Raw genomic sequence first — 18410 nt, forward strand, 5'->3', positions numbered from 1 at the left:
TCTGGGCCGCAACGCCCAGCGACGAACGGGTTTACACGGACGTGATGGTGGTCTACGCCGACTCGCTCTCCGCAGGACAGGGTTACTGCATCGGTGCGCTGCGGAGCACCCGCGCCGCCGACGACGCCCGCCGCGCTTCGCGACTTGACGCAAGGGGGCGTGCGCACATCTCCGAGGCCGGAGAAGGGCAGCACAACACTGCCAAGATGGCCAGCATGACCACGATCAGCGGCGAGGTGGCACCCGGATTCGAGACGGTACGGGCGGCGTTCGCGGAGAACTTCACCCGGCACGGCGACCTCGGCGCGGCGGTGTGCGTGTACAGGAACGGCCACCCGGTGGTGGACTTGTGGGGAGGCGTGGCCGACGCCGAAACCGGCCGTCCCTGGACGCGGGACACACTGCAACTGGTCTATTCGGCGACCAAGGGGACGACCGCCACCGCCGTGCACATGCTGGTCAAGCGCGGCGCGCTCGACCTGGACGCACCCGTCGCGAAGTACTGGCCGGAGTTCGCCGCGAACGGCAAGGCGGACATCCCCGTGCGCTGGCTCCTGTCCCACCGGGCCGGCCTCGTCGCGCTCGATCACCCGGTGCCGTTGAAGGAGGCGCTGGCCTGGCACCCGATGGCGGAGGCACTGGCCGCTCAACGCCCCCTTTGGACTCCGGGTACGGCGCACGGCTACCACGGCCGGACCTGGGGCTGGCTGGTCGGCGAGGTGATCCGACGAGTATCCGGCCGCTCGCCGGGACGCTTCTTCGCCGACGAGATCGCGGCTCCACTGGGCTTGGACTTCTTCATCGGCCTGCCCACCGGCGAACGCGACCGAGTCAGCCGCATGGCGTACCAGCGGCCAGACGTCGACCTCACCACCGTGCCCGCCGAGTCGGTCCCCGAAGAACTCCACGAACAGGTCGCCGCCTGGCGGGACCCGAACTCATTCAGCAACCGGGCCTACGCGGTCACCGACCCAGCCGCGATCGACTTCGACTCACCGGAGGTACAGGCCGCGGAGCTCCCGGCCTCCAACGGCATCGGTACGGCCCGCGCGCTTGCCCGCATGTACGCCGCGCTGATCGGTGAGGTGGACGGCGTGCGCCTGTTCTCCTCGGCCGTCCTGGCGTCGGCGGCCGAGGAGCAGGCCGGCGGGAAAGATCAGGTCATGCTGATCCCCAGCCGCTTCAGCGCCGGGTACATGCTGCCCACCGGGAGCAACCCGATGTTGGGGTCAAGCTCATTCGGCCACACGGGTCGAGGAGGGTCGCTCGCCTTCGCCGATCCGGAGCACGGTGTCGCCTTCGGGTATGCGATGAACAACGTCATCGGGGGTACTGGCGACGTCCGTGCGGCATATCTGGTCGACGCGATGCGAAGGTCGCTCGGGTAAGTGCAAGATTTGGGATGGATCCGCTGGCGAGCAAGAGCGCCTGAGGCAGGGTCGTGGCCGCTACGCCACCAACCGCCGCTACCCAGCCGAGGTAGACGCCTCCTGGAGCGGACGTGATGCCATCGAGAACGGCGCCTGCGAAACTTGCGCAGGCACGTTCAGGATCCGGTCGGGGTGGACGAACCGTCGTCCCCCGTCCCCTCGTCTTCGCTAGCGAAGCGCGGAACTCCGTGGACTACCTCTCCGCCCCGGTAGTACCGCGAGGCGCTCGCGTACTCGGTGGGGTTTTCCTCGTACATGACGACGTAGCCCCCAAGCGCTGTGATCTGCCAACCGCCAGAGGCCGCAGCCGAGACGCTCTTGAGGAGAGCGTCGGTTGAGAGCTCTACATCCGTGATGGCGAGCTTGGTGCTCTCCAGGTCTCCCGACTTCGCGTACCGGATGTTGTACGGAAGCGTCGTCTTGAGCGACTTCAACAGGTCGAGCAGGTTTGTCTCGCCTGCCACGAGGCCCTCGACCGGCCGGTCGAGATCGATCGGGTACAGGGCGTCGAAGTGAGTGGGCTTGAGAGCGGTGTGGTCCCGCTGCCGGCCGGGATCCCTATTGCCGAAGCCGTTGTTGTTCCACGGGATCTCGCCCAGGTCCTTGTGGTGGTTGATGAGCAACTGCTCCGGTGCCAGGGCCGAGAAGTCCTCCGCCACATAGAGACAGGAGAAGGTCATGTCGCTCGGCGTGATCCCGCGTCGGCCCGAGATTTTCTTGAGGTGCTGTCGAAGTCGCACCGGCAGGGACTTCTCGGCCTTCCCCACGTAGACGAAATCGTCGTGCAGGTAGAGCTGGTAGACACCGGGGCGTTGCAGCAGCTGGTTGATGCTCACGTCACTCAGGGGAGCCCTGGTCAGCTGGGCGAGATCAGCCGCGAGCTGATCGCCGAGTGCCTTGGTGATGCTGAGGGTGAAGCTTCGGTGGAATGTCGACTCCTCCGGGCCCTCTGCTGTCGCCGTCATGGCCCCCGTCGCTCTCTTCGCTGATTCTGCCGCTGTGGAGCGTACGACATCACACGATTCTCACAGGCACATGGGTCACAGAAGGCGCTACTCCGCGGTATGGTTCTGGCTGTACTGAACTGCTAGGAGTGGAAAATGCAACGGACGTCGGTAGAGCTCTTCGCGGGCGGGGGCGGGCTGGTCCAAGCCAGCACGAACACCGGCTTCCGACACCTGCTGCTGAACGAGTTCGCGAAGAGGGCGTGCGAGACGCTTGAGGGCAATCGCTTCGAGGCGTTTCCCGCGGACGTTGATTCCGATGTGCTGGCGAAGTGGCTGGACCAGATCGACGAGCAACGCGCGGAGGGCTTTCCAGCTGCGGGCGCCGTTGAGCGGCCCCACTACCCTCCCTTGGTCACCGGCGATGTCCGAGGGTTGGACATGCGGTTCCTCAGGAAGCGCGATGTTGACCTTCTGGCCGGCGGGCCACCATGCCAGCCGTTCAGCCTTGGCGGAGTCGCGAGGGGTGACGAGGACGAGCGGAACATGTTCCCGGAAATGTTCCGGGCGGTTCGTGAGATCCGCCCCAAGGCCGTCATCTGCGAGAACGTCCGAGGGCTCCTCCGCCCGTCCTTCAATCCCTACTTCGAGTACATCAAGCGCGAGCTCTCCCTGCCGTTCGTGAAGCGCCGAAAGGGCGCGACGTGGCAGCAGCATGATCAGGCGTTGCGGGAGCGACTTGACGCGAAGGACACCGATCCGGCGGAGACGTACGAGGTCACGCAACACAACGTGAACGCCGCCGACTACGGGGTGCCGCAGATCCGCAACCGGGTGATCCTCCTGGCGTTCCGCACTGACCTGGGTGTGGACCCGGATCTGGTCAAGCGCGCTGTCGCGCGCACCCACTCCCACGCGGCCCTCGCACGGACGATCCTCGGTGGCTCCTACTGGGACCGCCACAAGCAGGCGGGCGCCAAGATTCCGAAGCGCGTCATCGATCTGGTGACCTCGCGCTACGCGAATGAGCAGCTGTCGCTCGAGAGCGGGGATGAGGAGCTCCAACCATGGCTCACCCTTCGAGACGCGGTGATGGGGCTCCCCAAGATCAACACCAGCATGTTGGACAAGAAGACGGAACAGGGCGGATTCCCTGACCACGTCGGGTGGCCCGGAGCCAGGATCTACGACGGGCACACGCCCAATGAACTTGACCGGCCGGCCAAGACCGTCAAGGCCGGGGTACACGGTGTACCCGGTGGAGAGTCGGTCATCCAGCTCGACAACCTGGTGCGTGACGAGAAGACGGGTCAGTTGCGCCCCGAACACCGGTACATGACCGTGCGCGAGACTGCCCGGGTCATGACGTTCGGTGATGGCTGGAGCATGGCGGGCCCGCGTGGTGAACGAATGCGGCAACTGGGCAACGCGGTTCCCGTGAAGCTGGGCGAGGTGTTCACCAGCGCCGTCGCGAAGGCCCTCGACGACGCGGAACAGCGCTCGTGAACGACGCCGCCAGATCCCAGCAAGTGGGCTGGAGAGACAAGCCGCCGCCCGAGAGGGCCTGGCGGGGACGGCAGGGACGGACCAGGAAGGCGATCGTCGCTGAGCAGGATCGTGCTGCGGGTGGTCGGGAGGGTCGCTATGTCAAGCGCAAGGACGGCGACTACGCGTTGGCCTCGATCACGCTGAAGTTGTTGCCCAAAACTCGCCGGATCAGGGCCTATCTCCGCTGGTCGGAGGGCGGGCGTTCGCCTGCCCTGTATGTGGGGGAAGTGGAGCACCTGACGCGCGCGGCGAATCTTGAACAGGCTTGGCAGATGGCCAAGGACCGGGAAATGGTTGGCGAGCGTCCTCTCCCTGAAGGGTCGTGGGCGTCGTCCCCTGCCACGCGGTCAACGATGCGCGGGAACCGAGGCCGCGACACGGCACCGGAACTTCGTATCCGGTCACTGCTGCATCGCGAGGGCCTGCGCTACCGCGTATCGGCGCGGCCGCTTCCCGGAGTACGGCGAACCGCTGACCTCGTCTTCACGCGCGCCCGTGTCGCAGTCTTCGTGGACGGGTGCTTCTGGCACGGTTGCCCCGACCACTGCCGTCCGGCACGCACGAACAGTGACTTCTGGCGCGCCAAGGTCGAGGGGAACCGGGCCAGGGACGCCCAGACCGACCAGTACTTGGCGGAGGCGGGATGGCGTGTCATCAGAATCTGGGAGCACGAAGATCCCGTACGAGCGGCGGGCCGTGTCGCTGCGGCCGTTCGCGGCTTTGCGGCACAGGCTGATCACAATGTCCCATGACTCAGTAGGTCGTCGACGGCGTCGGAGGCCCGGCGGAGGACGATACGCCCGTCGCCCTCGCTGAACGCGAGTAGGTCGTCCCCCACGTTGACGCCGGCCTCGGCCAACAGCCCCAACGGCAGTTCGACGCGCCCATCGGGCTCTACGGATACCTCGGCGGGTTCACGGATCACAGAAGAAGTCTCCCAAGGACCGCCGACGTCTGCCACTGACACCGGCGATCATTTGGCGAGGTGGCGGTCGCGACGGCTCGTGACTGGATCTCGCGGCGTGCCGCAGACCCCTCTAGTAGGTGGAACAGCAGGGAACTTACCGCCAATTGTCGGTGGTGCCCTCTACTCTCTTCATCACGCGTACGGCTCCACCCGAGCCCCGCGCCGAAGCGCTGCCCGCGGCAGGGCTTTCTTCGGTGTGCCCACGCGAGACGAAGACAGGGGCCCGTCCACCTATGAAGATCACTCCCTCCGCGCGTGTGCTGCGCATGCTCGGTGAGATCGAGTTCGACGAGTGGCAGTGCATCGCCGAGCTGATCGACAACGCCTTCGACGACTTCACGGAGATCCATCGGTCCGGGGCCCCCTGGGCGGGCGGGTATCGCGTCAGCGTCGAGCTTCCCGACTCCGCGCAGGGCCAGCTCGTGATCACCGACACCGGTCGCGGCATGACGTACGACCGGCTGGAGCGGGCTGTGCGGGCCGGCTGGTCGGGCAACGACATGCACGACAAGCTCGGCCTCTTCGGCATGGGGTTCAACGTCTCGACGGCGCGGCTCGGCAAGCGCACGCGCGTTCTAACCACGCGCCAGGGAGACACCGAGTGGATCGGTGTGGAGATCGACCTCGACCGCATCGGAGACGACTTCGAGGCGGAGGACATCACGGAACCGAAAGCCGACCCCAACGAGCACGGCACACGTATCGTCATCAGCCGCCTGCATCCCACACGCGCTCGGTGGCTGCAGAAGAACGGCTCGGCCCTGCGCAACATCCTGGGTCAGGTCTACTCCTGGCTGTTCCTGAACCGTCCGTTCGAGCTGTGGGTCGGTGGCTTCCAGGTGAAGCCTGTCCGGCACTGCCGTTGGGGAGACGACCGCTCGGTCCTCTACAACAACAAGGAGCGCATCCCCGCCTACATCGAGATCGACCAGAAGCTGGAGAACGGTCTCGCCTGTGGTGACTGTGGACAGTGGCAGCTCACTGATCGCGACGCCTGCGAGGACTGCGGGAGCAATCGGCTCAGCGTTCGTGAGCGCCGGGTGCACGGGTGGCTCGGCATCCAGCGGTACATGCACAAGCACGATTACGGAATCGACTTCCTGCGCAACGGCCGCAAGATCCTTCGCTGGGACAAGCAGCTGTTCACCTGGCGCAACCCTGACGGGGCTGTGGGCAACGAGGAGCCGGAGTATCCGGTGGACCTCGCCCATCAGGGCGGCCGCATCATCGGGGAGATCCACCTCGACCACGTCCCGGTCACCTATCAGAAGGACGCATTCGAGTACGGCGACCGCAGCTGGCGCTCGGCGGTCGAGATCGTGAGGGGGGTCGCGCCTCTGCTGCCCCAGCGCGCGGCGAACCTTGAGTATGAGGAGAACACCAGCCCGCTCGCGCGTCTTTTCAAGGGATACCGTCGCAATGACGCCGGTATGCGGTACCTGGTCCCCGGAGACGGCCGCAAGCCGATGCACGAGGAGACCCGCCGGTGGGGACACGAGTTTCACCGAGGCAACCCCGACTACCAGACCGATGAGCGTTGGTGGCAGGCGGTCGAGGACCACGAGGCGGCCAAAAGCAGGGGTAAGAACGCGAAGGCGGCCGCCGCCACCCCAGGAAAGCCCGACGAGGCAGCCGTGATGGAGGCGCTCGGTTTCGACGGCGGGGACGGCGGCAGTCCGAGCTCCTCCGCGACCGGTCCGGACGGGGCGAACTCCGGCGCGCAGGCGCAGCCACCGAAGGACGGCGAGTCCACTCCCGGCGCGCTGGGTGCGGAGAAGCAAAAAGAGACGCGGCAGGAACGCGTCACGCGCTACACGGAGAACTCGACCACCTACCCGGCCCTGAGCCGCTCCTTCGGGCACCCTCGCGTCGGCTTCGTCGAGGTCGAGGCGCGTCGGCTCACGGTGGGAGGCTTGACCGACGAGAACCTCCACCCCACTCCCGTCCTGCTGGACCAGCGCGGCGGCAACACCCTTGTGGCGTTCCTCGACCTCGATCATCCGATCTTCCAGAGGTTCGGGGTGGACCCGGCGGATCTGCTGCTCGCGGAGATCGCCGTGCTGCTCAGGGTGCAGACAAGCTCGGAGTGGAGCCACTCGGAGCTCATCGCGGCGATCCGGGCGGAATCGCTGCCTGCCAGCGCTCTGGACGCCGAGATGATCAGTGCCGAGGCTAAGGAACTGCTGGCCGAGGTCCGTCGCCGCATGGCGTCCGAGCTGGACCGTGCTGGCGAACCGGGAAAGGCGTTCCAGTTCCTCTCGCCCGATGAACTCACCCAAACCGAGCACACCATGATCGCCAACGGCAAGGTCACCCGCACGACCGATCTCGGTGCGAGTGGTGAGTTTTTGCTGCATGTGCCCGCCCTTTTCCTGGTTCGCCTCGTCGAGTCGCTGCCGTCGCTGTTCATGGACAACCGTGTCTTCCAGGGCGTCTACGAGGGTGTCGCCTCCGCGTCCGCGCGACGACTCAGCCTCGCGCGGACGGTTGGCTACCTCTCCGATGTCGCGACGCAGGCGACCTACTCCGGGGCGAGCTTTCCGGACCAGCTGCTGCGGACGCGGTTGAGCATTCGTCTGCTGGCCGACGACCTCGCGGAGGAGAAGTGAGCGCCGTCTTCCTCTCTGCGGGCGAGTTGCTGAGAGGAGGGCCCGCAGGTCTCACGCATGCCGTCGAACGTGCTCTCTGGTACCTCGGCTTCAACGACGTGCGTGTTATCGACGGCGCCGGCGACCAGGGCGCGGATCTCTTGGCGGTACGCGGTCGGGAGCAGTGGGTCTTCCAATGCAAGTGGAAGGCCGGAAGGAAGGTCGACCGGAGCGGCGTCGACGACCTTGAGCGCGCGCGTACGCGCTACCGCGCGGACAAGGCCATCCTGGTAACCAACACCGACATCAACGCGGCAGCGGAAGCCCGTCGCGTGGCGCTCAACGGAGTCGGCGTGCCGATCACCGTCTGGCACGGCGCGACACTGCGGTCGATCGGAGACCGCATGCCCGAGAGCGTTCCCGCGAAATACGCCTTGCGCCCGTACCAGGCCGAGGCGGCGGACGCGGTGGTTCGGGACCTCGACGCCAACGGCACCGCACTGCTCGTCCTCGCGACGGGGCTCGGCAAGACTGTGGTGGGCGGAGAGATCATCAACCGTCACCTCAAGAGCAACCCGAACGCCAGGATTCTCGTGGTCGCGCACATGAGGGACCTCGTCGCCCAACTCGAGAAGGCGATGTGGCGGCACATCCCCAAGTCCGTGCCCACGCGCCTGCTCACGGGAGAAAGCCGACCCGACAGCCTCGACGGAGTCGTGGTCGGAACGGTCGAATCCGTTCTCAGCGCCGTACGCGTGGGGTATCGACCAGACCTCATCATGATCGATGAGACGCACCACGTGGCCGAGACCGGCAGGTTTGCGGAATTGCTCGATCTGTGTGGGGATGCTGAGCAGTTCGGTGTGACAGCGACGCCATGGCGCGGTGACAAGTTCGACATCACCTCCCGCTTCGGATATCCGAGCTTCAAGATGGGCATCGCGGAGGGCATGGCCACCGGCTTCCTCTCCGCTGTCGACTACCGGCTGTACGTCGACAACGTCGACTGGAACGCCGTCCGGGACGCCAGTGTGCACGGCCAGTCGATCAAGGATCTCAACAAGTCCCTGTTCCTGCCGCAGCGCGACGAGGAGATCATCGAGCATTTCCGTGAGTCGTGGCGGACCACGACGGAGCCGAGAGCCATCGTCTTCTGTCAGACCATCGAGCATGCGGAGCACATGGCCCGGTTGTTCGCCTCGTCCGACTCGGCGTGGGCCAACGCGTCGTTCCTGCACAGCGCGCTCCCGCGGCAGCGACGCCAGATACTGCTGAACGAGTTCCGGCTCGGACGGGTGCCGGTTATCACCTGTGTCGACGTCTTCAACGAGGGCGTCGACGTCCCGGACGTGAACCTCATCGCCTTCCTGCGGGTCACACACAGTCGGCGGATCTTCGTCCAGCAACTCGGGCGCGGACTCCGACTCAGCCCCGGCAAGGAGGCCCTGAGGGTCCTCGACTTCGTGACGGACATCCGCAGGGTGGCGGCGACTTTGGAACTCCGGCGATCGCTGGAGGCCCAGGAGAGCGAGCACCTGCGCGTACGGATGCCGCACGCCTCCCGCATCCAATTCAGCGACGAGACCGTCGGGTCCCTGATGGACCACTGGATCCAGGACGCGGCAGACCTTGAGACCAAGGCGGACGAGGTTCGCCTTCAGTTCCCTCTGACGACTGGAATCGAATGACCAAGTACGCGATCCCCTCGGACCTGGAAGAAGAAGTCGTGCGTCTCCTCTATAGGCGGGCCGCTGACCTGAACTGGACCTATCTCACGGACACCGAGCGCACGCGTCACTATCAAGCCTGGACCTCTGACCCCGAGGTGGGAGGACGGCTCCTCCCGTTTATCGGGAAGCCGGAGAACGTCCGGCCGTGGCTCAAGGACAGGCCCATGAAGGAGTACATCCGGGCGACCTACGGGGTGGGTAAGTGGGCTCCGCTCGTGGTCAAGCCAGCCACTCCGGTCAGCGCTCTCGTCGATAGGGCCCTGGGTAGTGGCTGGAATGTCGACCTTGAGACGCTCGACATCAAGCCGCTCTGTGTGACGATTCGCCACGAGGACGACGAGGAGATGGAGCAGCGGTTCGCCTGGGCGCCCATGCGCGACTTCAAGCATCTCGCATGGGCGGCCATCGCGGCGCAGGCCGGTGGCGACGCCCTGCCGTGGGTCATCTGCACGGTGGACTCGTTCGTCCGGAAGATCACCCCGGAGCAGAAGGCGACCAACGAGCGGATCGCGAAGCGGCTTGGTCTGATCAGCGCACACGTGACCGATGGCTGAACGAGGCTCCGACATGGCGAGGGACGATGATTGGCTCCAAGCTGCCTTCGGTGCGCTTCCTGCCCGGTCACGTCGCATGATCGAGGATCGTGCCGACGGGAAGACGCTCCGAAGCATCGGGGAGGAGCATGAGGTGAGTCGCGAAAGAGTTCGCCAGATGCTCGTGAAGGCGCAGAAGCATCTCTGCGCTGTCGCCGACGCCTTTGTGGATGACTGGCGTGATCGGCTGACCACCCTCACCGAGTGCTCGGCCGTGCCCCAGCCCGAGGTGGCGGCGGCGTTGGGCGTACGCGACCAGGTGGGCGTGGGGCCCCTCCTCGAAGCTGTAGGGGCTGAGCACCCGCTGACGTGGGCCGGTCGTCTGCGCGGCTGGTGGACCCGCAGCCCCGGCGCCCTGGAGGTGCTGCTTCGGCGAGGAATGGAGGAGGCGCCGTTGCGTGGGGAGGACGTAGCGGTGACCTTCGCAGCTGCCGGGGTGCCGGATGAGGTCCCCCTGCTGGATCTGCTCGGCCATCCGGACAGCCCTCTTGTGTCTGGCTTCGGAGGAACCTGGCTACGCCGTCGCGCCCGCGGCAGGGACGCGGCGTACCTGTTCCTCCTGGCGCGTGGCGAACCCTGCCGCGCGGAGGAGTTGCTGGCACCGACTGGGATCAAGCGAAAGCCCGCCGTCGCTGAGGCGCTCAGGCGGGACGAGAGGTTCGTGCAGCTCCGATTGGAGGGGAAGTGGGCGTTGACCGAATGGCCTCACCTGAATGTCACCCCGTACCCGAACGCCGTAGAGGCTTTCGTCGCTGTACTGACCGAACTGGGGCCGCTACCCAAGGACGCTCTCTTCGTGAAGGTCGGGGAGCGCTACCCGGTGACCCTGTGGCGCTTGCACCAATGTCTGTTGGACGACAGGGTGGGCATCACGGAGGATGGTCAGATTGAGCTGGTCGCGCGAGGTGCTACCCCGATCGAGGAAAGCAAGCCGACACGGCCGGCGAGGATGGCGGTGGATCCTGCGGGAAATGTGTTTGGCGTCCGGCTGACGGTGGACAAGGACGTTCTTCGGGGTAGCGGCGTCGTTGTCAGCACCTGGCTCACATGGCAGTTCGGCATGCGACAGGCCCCTATGGTCAGGACCTTCTCCATCCCTGGTCAGCCCACACCAATCGTCCTCAAGCGGGCAACAAGCGCGGCCCAGATCTCCAGCCTGCGGGTGTTGGTGCAGGAGCACGGAATGGTGGGTGGCTGCGAATTCGTCCTCTTCCTCCGTACGGACGACTCGACGGCGCGCATCGAGCACGCTTGCACCCAACATGTCTGCCCTGCGGCAAACGGGTCTGTCGGGACTGAGATGAGGCCGCCGGGCGACGCCGCTGCTGAGCGTGCGCCGTAGAGGTTCGGTGATCGACGCCCCCCATGGGACACATCCTGGGAGCCGTTTGGGAGCCGACCTGCTTCCGCCCTGCCTTCCACACCATCTGACACCAATCGGGACCATGGTTCTGACCAGCACAAACGTTGCCTGGGCTGGCCAGGTCAACAACCGAACCTCATTCGGGACGAAGAGGTCGTGGGTTCAAATCCCGCCACCCCGACAGCTGAAACACCGAGTCAGGGGCCTGATCCGCGTTTGCGGGTCGGGCCTCTGACTCGTGACGTCGGGCAGGGAGCCTTCAATGGCGGGCGGGCGTCGGCATCCTGTTCCCGGACGTTCCGCTTGACGGGCTCGTCATAGCTTCCGAGTAAAAGACCTGCGGGCTCGATCTGGTGGACGTCGCAGACGATGAGATCGCGGATCTGGCGTGCCAGGACCTCGGTGGTGGTCATGTGGCCTGCCGCTCGCCCCAGTGCGTGCGTGTAGTTCAGGCGTCCAGGCGGCGCTTGGCGAGCCAGGTGACGATTTCGGGGTCGTGGTGGTCGAAGAACAGGGAGCTGCCCGTGTCCAGGGTGGCGATCTCGGCCATCTGCTCGTCGGTGAGGTCGAAGTCGAAGACGCCGAAGTTCTCGGCCATGCGCTCGGCGCGGACGGACTTGGGGATGGTGATGACGTCGCGCTGGGTGAGCCAGCGCAGGACGACCTGTGCGACGGACTTGCCGTGCTCCTTGCCGATGCCGGCGAGGAGCGGGTTGGTGAACAGGTCGTTCCTGCCTTCGGCGAAGCCGCCCCAGGACTGGTGCTGGACGCCGTGTTCGCGCATGAGGGCGTGGTAGTCGGCGCGCTGGAAGAAGGGGTGGGTCTCGATCTGGTTGACCTGGGGGGTGATCTCGTTGTTGACGATCAGGTCGATCAGCCGGTCGGGGTAGAAGTTGGCGACGCCGATCGCACGGGTCAGGCCCTCGCGGTGGGCGGCTTCCATGGCGCGCCACTAGCCGTAGACGTCGCCGAAGGGCTGGTGCATCAGATACAGGTCGAGGTGGTCCAGGCCCAGCTTGGCCAGCGACGTCTCCAGGGCCCGCTTGGTGTTGTCCTGGGCGGGAGCGTCCTGGACCCACAGCTTGGTGGTGACGAACAGCTCTTCGCGCGGGATGCCGCTGGAGGCGATGGCGCGGCCCACGGCTTCTTCGTTGCCGTAGGCGGCGGCGGTGTCGAGCAGCCGGTAGCCGGCGGCGAGCGCGTCGGAGACCGTGCGCTCGGTGTCCTCGGCAGGGATCTGGTAGACGCCGAAGCCGAGCAGCGGCATGACGACGCCGTTGTTGAGGGTGACGGTCTTCATCAGGGGTGTCCTTTGCTGTGCGGGAGCCGGTGAGAGGTGCCGGTGGTGGTCAGGGGCGGATGAGGGCCTTGAGGACCTGGCGGTCGGCCATGGCCCGGTAGGCGTCCGGGGTGCGGCCGAGGGGGAAGGTCCGGTCGAAGACGCGGCCTGGCGCGATGGCCCCGTTGAGGACGTCGGGCAGCAGCTGCTCGATGTAGGCGCGGGCGGGGCCGGCGCCGCCGGTCAGGGTGATGTTCCGCATGAACAGGGCCGGGCCGACCGGTCCCGCCTCGTACTGCGGGACACCGAGGCGGCTGATGGTGCCGCCGTCCAGGACGGCTCCGAGCGCGGTGTCGAGGGTCTGGCGGGTGCCGACGGCCTCGATCACCTTGTCGACGCCGCCGTCGGACAGGTTTTTGATACGGGCGATGCCTTCCTCGCCGCGCTCGGCGACCACGTCGGTGGCACCGAAGTCGCGGCCGAGGTCGGTGCGCGCCTGGTGGCGGCCGGCCAGGACGATGCACTCGGCGCCGAGCCGTTCGGCGGCGATCACCGCGCACAGGCCGACCGCGCCATCGCCGACGACGAGGACGGTGTCGCCGCGTCCGACGCCGGCGGATACCGCGCCGTGGTGGCCGGTGGTCATCACGTCCGACAGCGCCAGCAGGGACGGCAGCAGCGCCGAGTCCGCGTCCACCGGCAACTTGACCAGGGTGCCGTCGGCCTGGGGGACGCGGACGGCCTCACCCTGGCCGCCGTCCACTCCGTCGAAGCCGTACCGGCCGCCGTGGCGGCAGGAGATGTGCAGGCCCTTGGCGCTGTAGTCGCAGGTGTTGTCGCTGTAGGTGAACGGGGCGACGACCAGGTCGCCCGGCGCCGGCCCGGTCACCTCCGCGCCGGTTTCCTCGATGACGCCGAGGAATTCGTGGCCCATGGGGCGTCCGGTGTCGGTGGCGGGCATGGCGGCGTAGGGCCACAGGTCGCTGCCGCAGACGCAGGAGGCGACGACCCGGACGACCACGTCGGTGGGCTGGTCGATCTTGGGGTCGGGCCGGTCTTCGACGCGGACGTCTCCGGCTCCGTACATCACGGCTGCACGCATGACGGTGTTGCTCCGAACGGGGGTGGGGGTGCGGAGCGTGTGGCCCCGGCGGGTGCGGAGGGGGTCAGCGCTCCAGCATCCGGGCCTGCGCCTCGGTGTGGGTTGCGCCGGAGGCCGGCGGCAGGGCGGTCAGCGTCTCGATCTGCCGTGGGGTGAGGGTGACGGCGTCGGCGGCTACGTTCTCCTCCACCCGGGACACGCGCTTGGTGCCGGGAATCGGGGCGATGTCGTCGCCCTGGGCCAGCAGCCAGGCCAGGGCCACCTGCCCCGGCGTGGCGCCGACCTCGTCGGTCAGGGCCTTGACCTGGTCGGCGAGGGCCAGGTTGCGCTGGAAGTTCTCGCCGGTGAAGCGCGGGTTGTCGCGGCGGAAGTCGTTCTCGTCGAACTGGTCGGTGGAGCGCACCGTGCCGGTGAGCATCCCGCGGCCGAGCGGGGAGAACGGCACCAGGCCGATGTTCAGCTCCCGCAGCACCGGCAGGACTCGCTCCTCGATGCCGCGCGTGAACAGCGAGTACTCCGACTGCACGGCGGTGACAGGCTGGACGGCGTGGGCACGGCGGATCGTGTCCGGGCCCGCCTCGGAGAGGCCGAAGGCGCGGACCTTGCCCGCGGTGATCAGCTCGCCGACGGCGCCCGCGGTCTCCTCGATCGGCGTGTTCGGGTCGACGCGGTGCTGGTAGTAGAGGTCGATGTGATCGGTACCGAGCCGCTTCAGCGAGCCCTCGACGGCCGTGCGGATGTTCGACGGGGAGGAGTCCAGGTTCCACGGGCCGTCGCCGCCGTGCGAGACCAGGCCGAACTTCGTCGCGAGGACCACCCGGTCCCGGCGCCCCTTCAGTGCGCGGCCGAGGAGGTCTTCGTTGGTGCAGGGGCCGTAGATCTCAGCGGTGTCGATCAGTGTGACGCCCAGCTCCAGCGCCCGGTGCACCGTCCGGATCGACTCCGCGTCATCGGTGCCGGAGCCGGTGTAGCCGTGGGACATACCCATCGCGCCCAGCCCGATCCGGGAAACCTCCAGGTCACGCAGCTTGATGTACCGCATCTCGTCCTTCTTCCACTTCGCACATGTCCGGCCCTCTCCAACCTTCGACCGGCCGGGCGGGTCCCGCCTGCCCGGCCTGGCCCCGGGGGCCGGGGTGGCTTGCTCCTTCACCTTCGCCCGGATTACGCGCGTGTGGCAGGGCGGGCTCTTCGGGGGTAATGACAGGGCCCCCCTCGGCCCTGCACGGCGGGCACAGGGCGGGTGAGACTGGGGGCATGGCATCGACGAGCGCACACGGTGAGGGCGCCGAGCTCGGCCGCTATCTGCGCGCCCGCCGCACCCAGACCAGTCCCGCACACGTCGGCCTCACCCCTGGCGCCGGCACACGCCGCACGCCGGGGCTGCGCCGCGAGGAACTGGCCACCCTGGCCGGCATCAGCATCGACTACTACGTACGTCTGGAACGCGGCAAGGAGACCCGTCCCAGCCCTGCCGTCCTCGACGCGCTCGCCCGCGCCCTGCGGATGGACGACCAGGAGCACCAGCATCTGTGCGAGCTGGCCGCCCGGGCCGCCCGCTATGTCGCCGAGCCGCCGCCCGCGCCCAGCCGCACCGTGCGCCCCCATCTCAAGCTGCTGCTGGAGTCACTGCGCCCGAACCCGGCATACGTCATCAGCCGCAGCATGGACCTGCTTGCCTGGAACCCCGGCGGGCTCGCCCTGTACGCGGGCCTGGAAGACTGGCCGGCCAAGCACCGCAACCTCGCCCGCTACCTCTTCCTCCACCCCGCGGCCCGTGATCTCTTCCTCGACTGGGACCGCCAGATCACCGCCTGCGTCGCCCGCCTGCGCGCCACCGCCGGCACCGCACCCGACGCGCCCGATCTGACCAACCTCGTCGGTGAACTCCTCCTCAAGAGCCCTGACTTCGCGGGCCTGTGGGAACGCTACGAAGTCACCGGCCGTAAGCCGGCCCACAAGACGTTCCACCACCCACAGGTCGGCGCCCTCACTCTGGCCTCGCAGTCCCTCCACATCGAGGGCACCCCGGGGCAGCGCATCGGCGTCTACACCGCCGAACCCGGCAGTCCCGACCACGACGCCCTGCTCCTGCTCGACATGACCGCCGCTGAAACGCGTTGTGGGACACGTCAGCTGGATATCAGGGCCCAGGATGCGAGGAGGCGTAGGCCCTCCTCGGAGGGGGAGCCGGGTTCGGCGGTGTAGATGGTGAGGGTGAGGCCGGGTTCGGCGGCCATCTCCAGGCCCTCGTAGGCGAGGGTGAGGTCGCCGACGACCGCGTGGTGGAAACGTTTGGTGCCGGTGCCGTGGTGGCGGACATTGTGGGCGCCCCAGCGGGTGCGGAAGTCGTCGCTGCGGGTGGACAGCTCGCCGACGAGGTCGTGCAGGCCCTTGTCGTGAGGGTTGCGGCCGGCCTCCGTGCGCAGGATCGACACGGCGACGTCGGCGGCCTGGTCCCAGTCGGGATAGAAGCGCCGTGAGGCGGGGTCGAGAAAGTTGAAGCGGGACAGATTGGCTTGGTTGTGGGGTGTGGCGTAGACGTCGTCGTAGAACGCGCGGGCGAGCTGGTTGGTGGCGAGCAGGTCCATGCGGCCGTTTCGGACGAAGGCCGGGCCGGCGGTGACGGCGTCCAGCACCCATTGCAGGCTGCGGTGCGCCTTCCACTGCTGGGTACGGCGTCGGGGACGGGTGAGGACGTCTGAGCCGTCGGCCGCGTGCGCGAGGTTCAGCAGGTGGGCGCGTTCGGCGTCGTCGAGCTGAAGGGCGCGGGCCAGGGCCTCCAGGACGGCCGGGGAGGCACCGGCGAGGTTCCCACGCTCCAGCTTGGAGTAGTACTCGACGCTCATGTCCGCCAAGGCGGCGACCTCGCTCCTGCGCAGGCCGGGCACCCGGCGGCGGCTGCCGGAGGGCAGGCCCGCCCGCTCGGGCGTGATCTTGGCGCGCCGCGAGGTGAGGAACTCGCGGACCTCAGCTTGGTTGTCCACGCCTTCGACGGTACGTCCCGCACGGGGCCGAAGGGATGCACTGCCAGTACACCCCTTGTCAGTGACTCGCTCCCCGTCCAAGGAGGGCGTTACCTGGAAGGCGTGGTGCTTCCCGTCCCGCCCGTCAGGCGGACACGCGGCGGCTCCGCACCCGGCCGGGCGGCCCGCCGCCCGTTTCCGGGGCCCGCCCCCTGTACCCGGTGACCCACGAGGAGCCCTTCTCATGCGCGGCGCAGTGATTTCATGTCCACCTGCCAGGCGGGGGCGAGGAGTTCCGGCCGGGGCTGCCGGCCGTCTCGGACGTGATGGGCACCGGCTGGTGGGCGGCGGAGGCCATCGTCGCCGAGCGCGGCGAGGAGGGTGCGGCGCGGATCGAGGAGCTGACCGGCGGGATCGGCGCGGACAGCGTCCTGGAGTGCGTCGGCACGGAGCAGTCCATGAGCCAGGCCGTGCTCCACCCGCCCCGGCGGCAACGTCGGCTTCGTCGGCGTCCCCCACCAGGTCGGCATTGACGGGCGGGAGCTGTTCTTCTCCCACGTGGCCATGGACGAACACCGCGCCATCAAGACGCTCCTGACCCCCTGACCCCCTGAGCCCAGCCCAGCCCCGCCCCGCCCCGCCCATCACGTACTCGTACGAGGAGAGTCTCCGTGCAGATCACCCGCAGCTCGATCGACACCGCCAAGGGCCCGGACGACTGGTTCACCGGCGACGTCTACATCGACGCCGTCGCCGCAGCCCCCGCCCCCTCCCGGGTCACCGCCAACCTGGTGCACTTCATGCCCGGCGCCCGCACCCACTGGCACCGCCACCCGCTAGGGCAGACCGTCTTCGTCACCGAAGGGATCGGCCTGTGCCAGCGCCGCGGCGGACCGGTGGAGGTCATCCGGCCCGGCGACCGCGTCCTGTTCGAGGCCGACGAGGAGCACTGGCACGGTGCCGCGCCGAACCGGCTGATGGTCCACCTGGCCATCAACGAGGGCGACGACACCCACGACGTCGTGCACTGGCTGAACCCCGTCACCGACGAGGAGTACGCCACCGACCCGGCCACCGGCTGAACTCGGCCGGCGCTGTCCCCCACCCGGGAACCGACCCGCCCACTTCGTTGAGGAGAACCACCGTGACCACCTTCGCTCTCGTCGGCGCCGGACCCGGTCTGGGCCTGGCTGCCGCCCGCCGCTTCGGCAGGGCGGGCCACACCGTCGCCCTCCTCTCGCGCAGCAGCCGGCACCAGGACGACCTGGTGGCCGAGCTGGCGCGGGAGGGCATCCACGCCCGCGGCTTCACAGCCGACGTCCTCGACCCCGCCTCCCTCACCGCAGCCTTGCGTGAGGCCGCGGAGACGCTGGGGACCGTCGAAATTCTGCAGTTCAGCCCGGTGCCCCGCAGCGACTTCATGAAGCCGGTCCTGGACACCGCCGCGACCGACCTGGACGACCCGCTGGCCTTCTCCGTAAAGGCGCCGCTCACCTGCGTGAACGCGGTCCTGCCGGGGATGCGGGAGCTGGGCCGGGGCACGCTGCTGTTCGTCAACGGCGGCAGCGCCGTACGCCCGAAGGACACCGTGGCCGGCACCTCGATCGCGTTCGCCGCCGAGAGCGCGTACGCGCAGATGCTCCACACCGTCCTCGCGCCGGAGAACATCCACGCAGCCCAGCTCATCGTGCCCGGGGCGATCAGTCCCGATTCCGCGACGTCCAGCCCCGCGAAGCTGGCCGAGCTGCTGTACGGCCTGCACACCGACCGGGACGGCTTCCGCCACTACGCCGAGCCCATGCCCGACCCGCAAGACGGCACCCCATGACCTCCTTCTTCTTCCGCTGGGCAGACCCCCACCACCACCTCCGCCTCGTCGTCCGCCCCGGCATCCGCGCGC

The 18410-nt window shown here is 67.9% G+C and carries 14 protein-coding genes and 2 pseudogenes; 11 read left to right on the forward strand and 5 right to left on the reverse strand.

The annotated features are described in order from the left end of the window. Positions 1–215: 215 nt before the first annotated feature. Complete coding sequence (locus ACGFZL_RS03780) at positions 216–1388, forward strand: serine hydrolase domain-containing protein (protein WP_393689584.1); 1173 nt, start codon at positions 216–218, stop codon at positions 1386–1388. A gap of 158 nt (positions 1389–1546) precedes the next feature. On the opposite strand, the gene ACGFZL_RS03785 is transcribed toward ACGFZL_RS03780, so the two are convergent. Continuing rightward, positions 1547–2395, reverse strand: a complete 849-nt coding sequence (locus ACGFZL_RS03785) for a GIY-YIG nuclease family protein (RefSeq protein WP_393688941.1) — start codon at positions 2393–2395, stop codon at positions 1547–1549. Between the two features lie 135 nt (positions 2396–2530). On the opposite strand from ACGFZL_RS03785, the gene ACGFZL_RS03790 reads away from it, so the two are divergent. The 6 genes from ACGFZL_RS03790 (at position 2531) to ACGFZL_RS03815 (ending at position 11142) form a co-directional block, all read left to right on the forward strand. Continuing rightward, positions 2531–3880, forward strand: a complete 1350-nt coding sequence (locus ACGFZL_RS03790) for a DNA cytosine methyltransferase (protein ID WP_393688943.1) — start codon at positions 2531–2533, stop codon at positions 3878–3880. Then, the gene (locus ACGFZL_RS03795) at positions 3877–4674 is read left to right on the forward strand and encodes a very short patch repair endonuclease (RefSeq protein ID WP_393688945.1); all 798 of its coding nucleotides are present in this window, start codon (positions 3877–3879) and stop codon (positions 4672–4674) included. Before ACGFZL_RS03790 ends, ACGFZL_RS03795 begins: the two co-directional genes overlap by 4 nt. A gap of 448 nt (positions 4675–5122) precedes the next feature. Beyond that, complete coding sequence (locus ACGFZL_RS03800) at positions 5123–7498, forward strand: ATP-binding protein (protein WP_393688947.1); 2376 nt, start codon at positions 5123–5125, stop codon at positions 7496–7498. Next, positions 7495–9165 carry a DEAD/DEAH box helicase family protein gene (locus ACGFZL_RS03805; protein WP_393688949.1) on the forward strand — a complete coding sequence of 557 codons (1671 nt, stop codon included), beginning with the start codon at positions 7495–7497 and terminating at the stop codon, positions 9163–9165. Before ACGFZL_RS03800 ends, ACGFZL_RS03805 begins: the two co-directional genes overlap by 4 nt. Next, positions 9162–9761, forward strand: a complete 600-nt coding sequence (locus ACGFZL_RS03810) for a hypothetical protein (RefSeq protein ID WP_130456411.1) — start codon at positions 9162–9164, stop codon at positions 9759–9761. Before ACGFZL_RS03805 ends, ACGFZL_RS03810 begins: the two co-directional genes overlap by 4 nt. A gap of 13 nt (positions 9762–9774) precedes the next feature. Continuing rightward, on the forward strand, positions 9775–11142 hold the full coding sequence (locus ACGFZL_RS03815; RefSeq protein WP_393688952.1) for a sigma factor-like helix-turn-helix DNA-binding protein: 1368 nt from the start codon (positions 9775–9777) through the stop codon (positions 11140–11142). A gap of 469 nt (positions 11143–11611) precedes the next feature. Here ACGFZL_RS03815 and ACGFZL_RS03820 read toward each other — a convergent pair. The 3 genes and pseudogenes from ACGFZL_RS03820 to ACGFZL_RS03830 all read right to left on the reverse strand — a co-directional run bounded on the left by ACGFZL_RS03820 (position 11612) and on the right by ACGFZL_RS03830 (position 14586). Then, positions 11612–12463: pseudogene (locus tag ACGFZL_RS03820) on the reverse strand (aldo/keto reductase). A 49-nt stretch (positions 12464–12512) separates the two neighbouring features. After that, positions 12513–13544 carry a zinc-binding dehydrogenase gene (locus ACGFZL_RS03825; RefSeq protein ID WP_393688954.1) on the reverse strand — a complete coding sequence of 344 codons (1032 nt, stop codon included), beginning with the start codon at positions 13542–13544 and terminating at the stop codon, positions 12513–12515. Positions 13545–13608: 64 nt separating this feature from the next. Next, positions 13609–14586 (reverse strand): aldo/keto reductase, encoded by a 978-nt coding sequence (locus ACGFZL_RS03830; RefSeq protein ID WP_393688956.1) that lies wholly within the window; start codon positions 14584–14586, stop codon positions 13609–13611. 215 nt (positions 14587–14801) lie between these two features. Between ACGFZL_RS03830 and ACGFZL_RS03835 the strand changes: the two genes are divergently transcribed. Continuing rightward, positions 14802–15752, forward strand: a complete 951-nt coding sequence (locus ACGFZL_RS03835) for a helix-turn-helix transcriptional regulator (RefSeq protein WP_393688958.1) — start codon at positions 14802–14804, stop codon at positions 15750–15752. On the opposite strand, the gene ACGFZL_RS03840 is transcribed toward ACGFZL_RS03835, so the two are convergent. Next, positions 15677–16531, reverse strand: coding sequence for a helix-turn-helix transcriptional regulator (locus ACGFZL_RS03840; RefSeq protein WP_393688960.1), 855 nt, complete (start codon positions 16529–16531; stop codon positions 15677–15679). The two genes, ACGFZL_RS03835 and ACGFZL_RS03840, sit on opposite strands and share 76 nt — an antisense overlap. Positions 16532–16797: 266 nt before the next feature. Here ACGFZL_RS03840 and ACGFZL_RS03845 point away from each other — a divergent pair. The 3 genes and pseudogenes from ACGFZL_RS03845 to ACGFZL_RS03855 form a co-directional block, all read left to right on the forward strand. Further along, a pseudogene (locus ACGFZL_RS03845) lies at positions 16798–17116 on the forward strand (zinc-binding dehydrogenase); the annotation flags it as partial. A gap of 65 nt (positions 17117–17181) precedes the next feature. Then, complete coding sequence (locus tag ACGFZL_RS03850) at positions 17182–17592, forward strand: cupin domain-containing protein (protein ID WP_393688962.1); 411 nt, start codon at positions 17182–17184, stop codon at positions 17590–17592. Between the two features lie 62 nt (positions 17593–17654). Beyond that, the gene (locus tag ACGFZL_RS03855) at positions 17655–18338 is read left to right on the forward strand and encodes an SDR family NAD(P)-dependent oxidoreductase (protein ID WP_393688964.1); all 684 of its coding nucleotides are present in this window, start codon (positions 17655–17657) and stop codon (positions 18336–18338) included. The last annotated feature ends 72 nt before the right edge of the window (positions 18339–18410 follow it).

The organism is Streptomyces sp. NPDC048182 (genome assembly GCF_043202555.1).
Lineage (GTDB): Bacteria > Actinomycetota > Actinomycetes > Streptomycetales > Streptomycetaceae > Streptomyces.

Coding starts and splice junctions, on each gene's coding strand:
- ACGFZL_RS03815 (WP_393688952.1), top strand. CDS start 9,775: ATGGCGAGGGACGATGATTGGCTCCAAGCTGCCTTCGGTGCGCTTCCT.
- ACGFZL_RS03835 (WP_393688958.1), top strand. CDS start 14,802: ATGGCATCGACGAGCGCACACGGTGAGGGCGCCGAGCTCGGCCGCTAT.
- ACGFZL_RS03790 (WP_393688943.1), top strand. CDS start 2,531: ATGCAACGGACGTCGGTAGAGCTCTTCGCGGGCGGGGGCGGGCTGGTC.
- ACGFZL_RS03785 (WP_393688941.1), bottom strand. CDS start 2,395: ATGACGGCGACAGCAGAGGGCCCGGAGGAGTCGACATTCCACCGAAGC.
- ACGFZL_RS03830 (WP_393688956.1), bottom strand. CDS start 14,586: ATGCGGTACATCAAGCTGCGTGACCTGGAGGTTTCCCGGATCGGGCTG.
- ACGFZL_RS03810 (WP_130456411.1), top strand. CDS start 9,162: ATGACCAAGTACGCGATCCCCTCGGACCTGGAAGAAGAAGTCGTGCGT.
- ACGFZL_RS03800 (WP_393688947.1), top strand. CDS start 5,123: ATGAAGATCACTCCCTCCGCGCGTGTGCTGCGCATGCTCGGTGAGATC.
- ACGFZL_RS03825 (WP_393688954.1), bottom strand. CDS start 13,544: ATGCGTGCAGCCGTGATGTACGGAGCCGGAGACGTCCGCGTCGAAGAC.
- ACGFZL_RS03780 (WP_393689584.1), top strand. CDS start 216: ATGACCACGATCAGCGGCGAGGTGGCACCCGGATTCGAGACGGTACGG.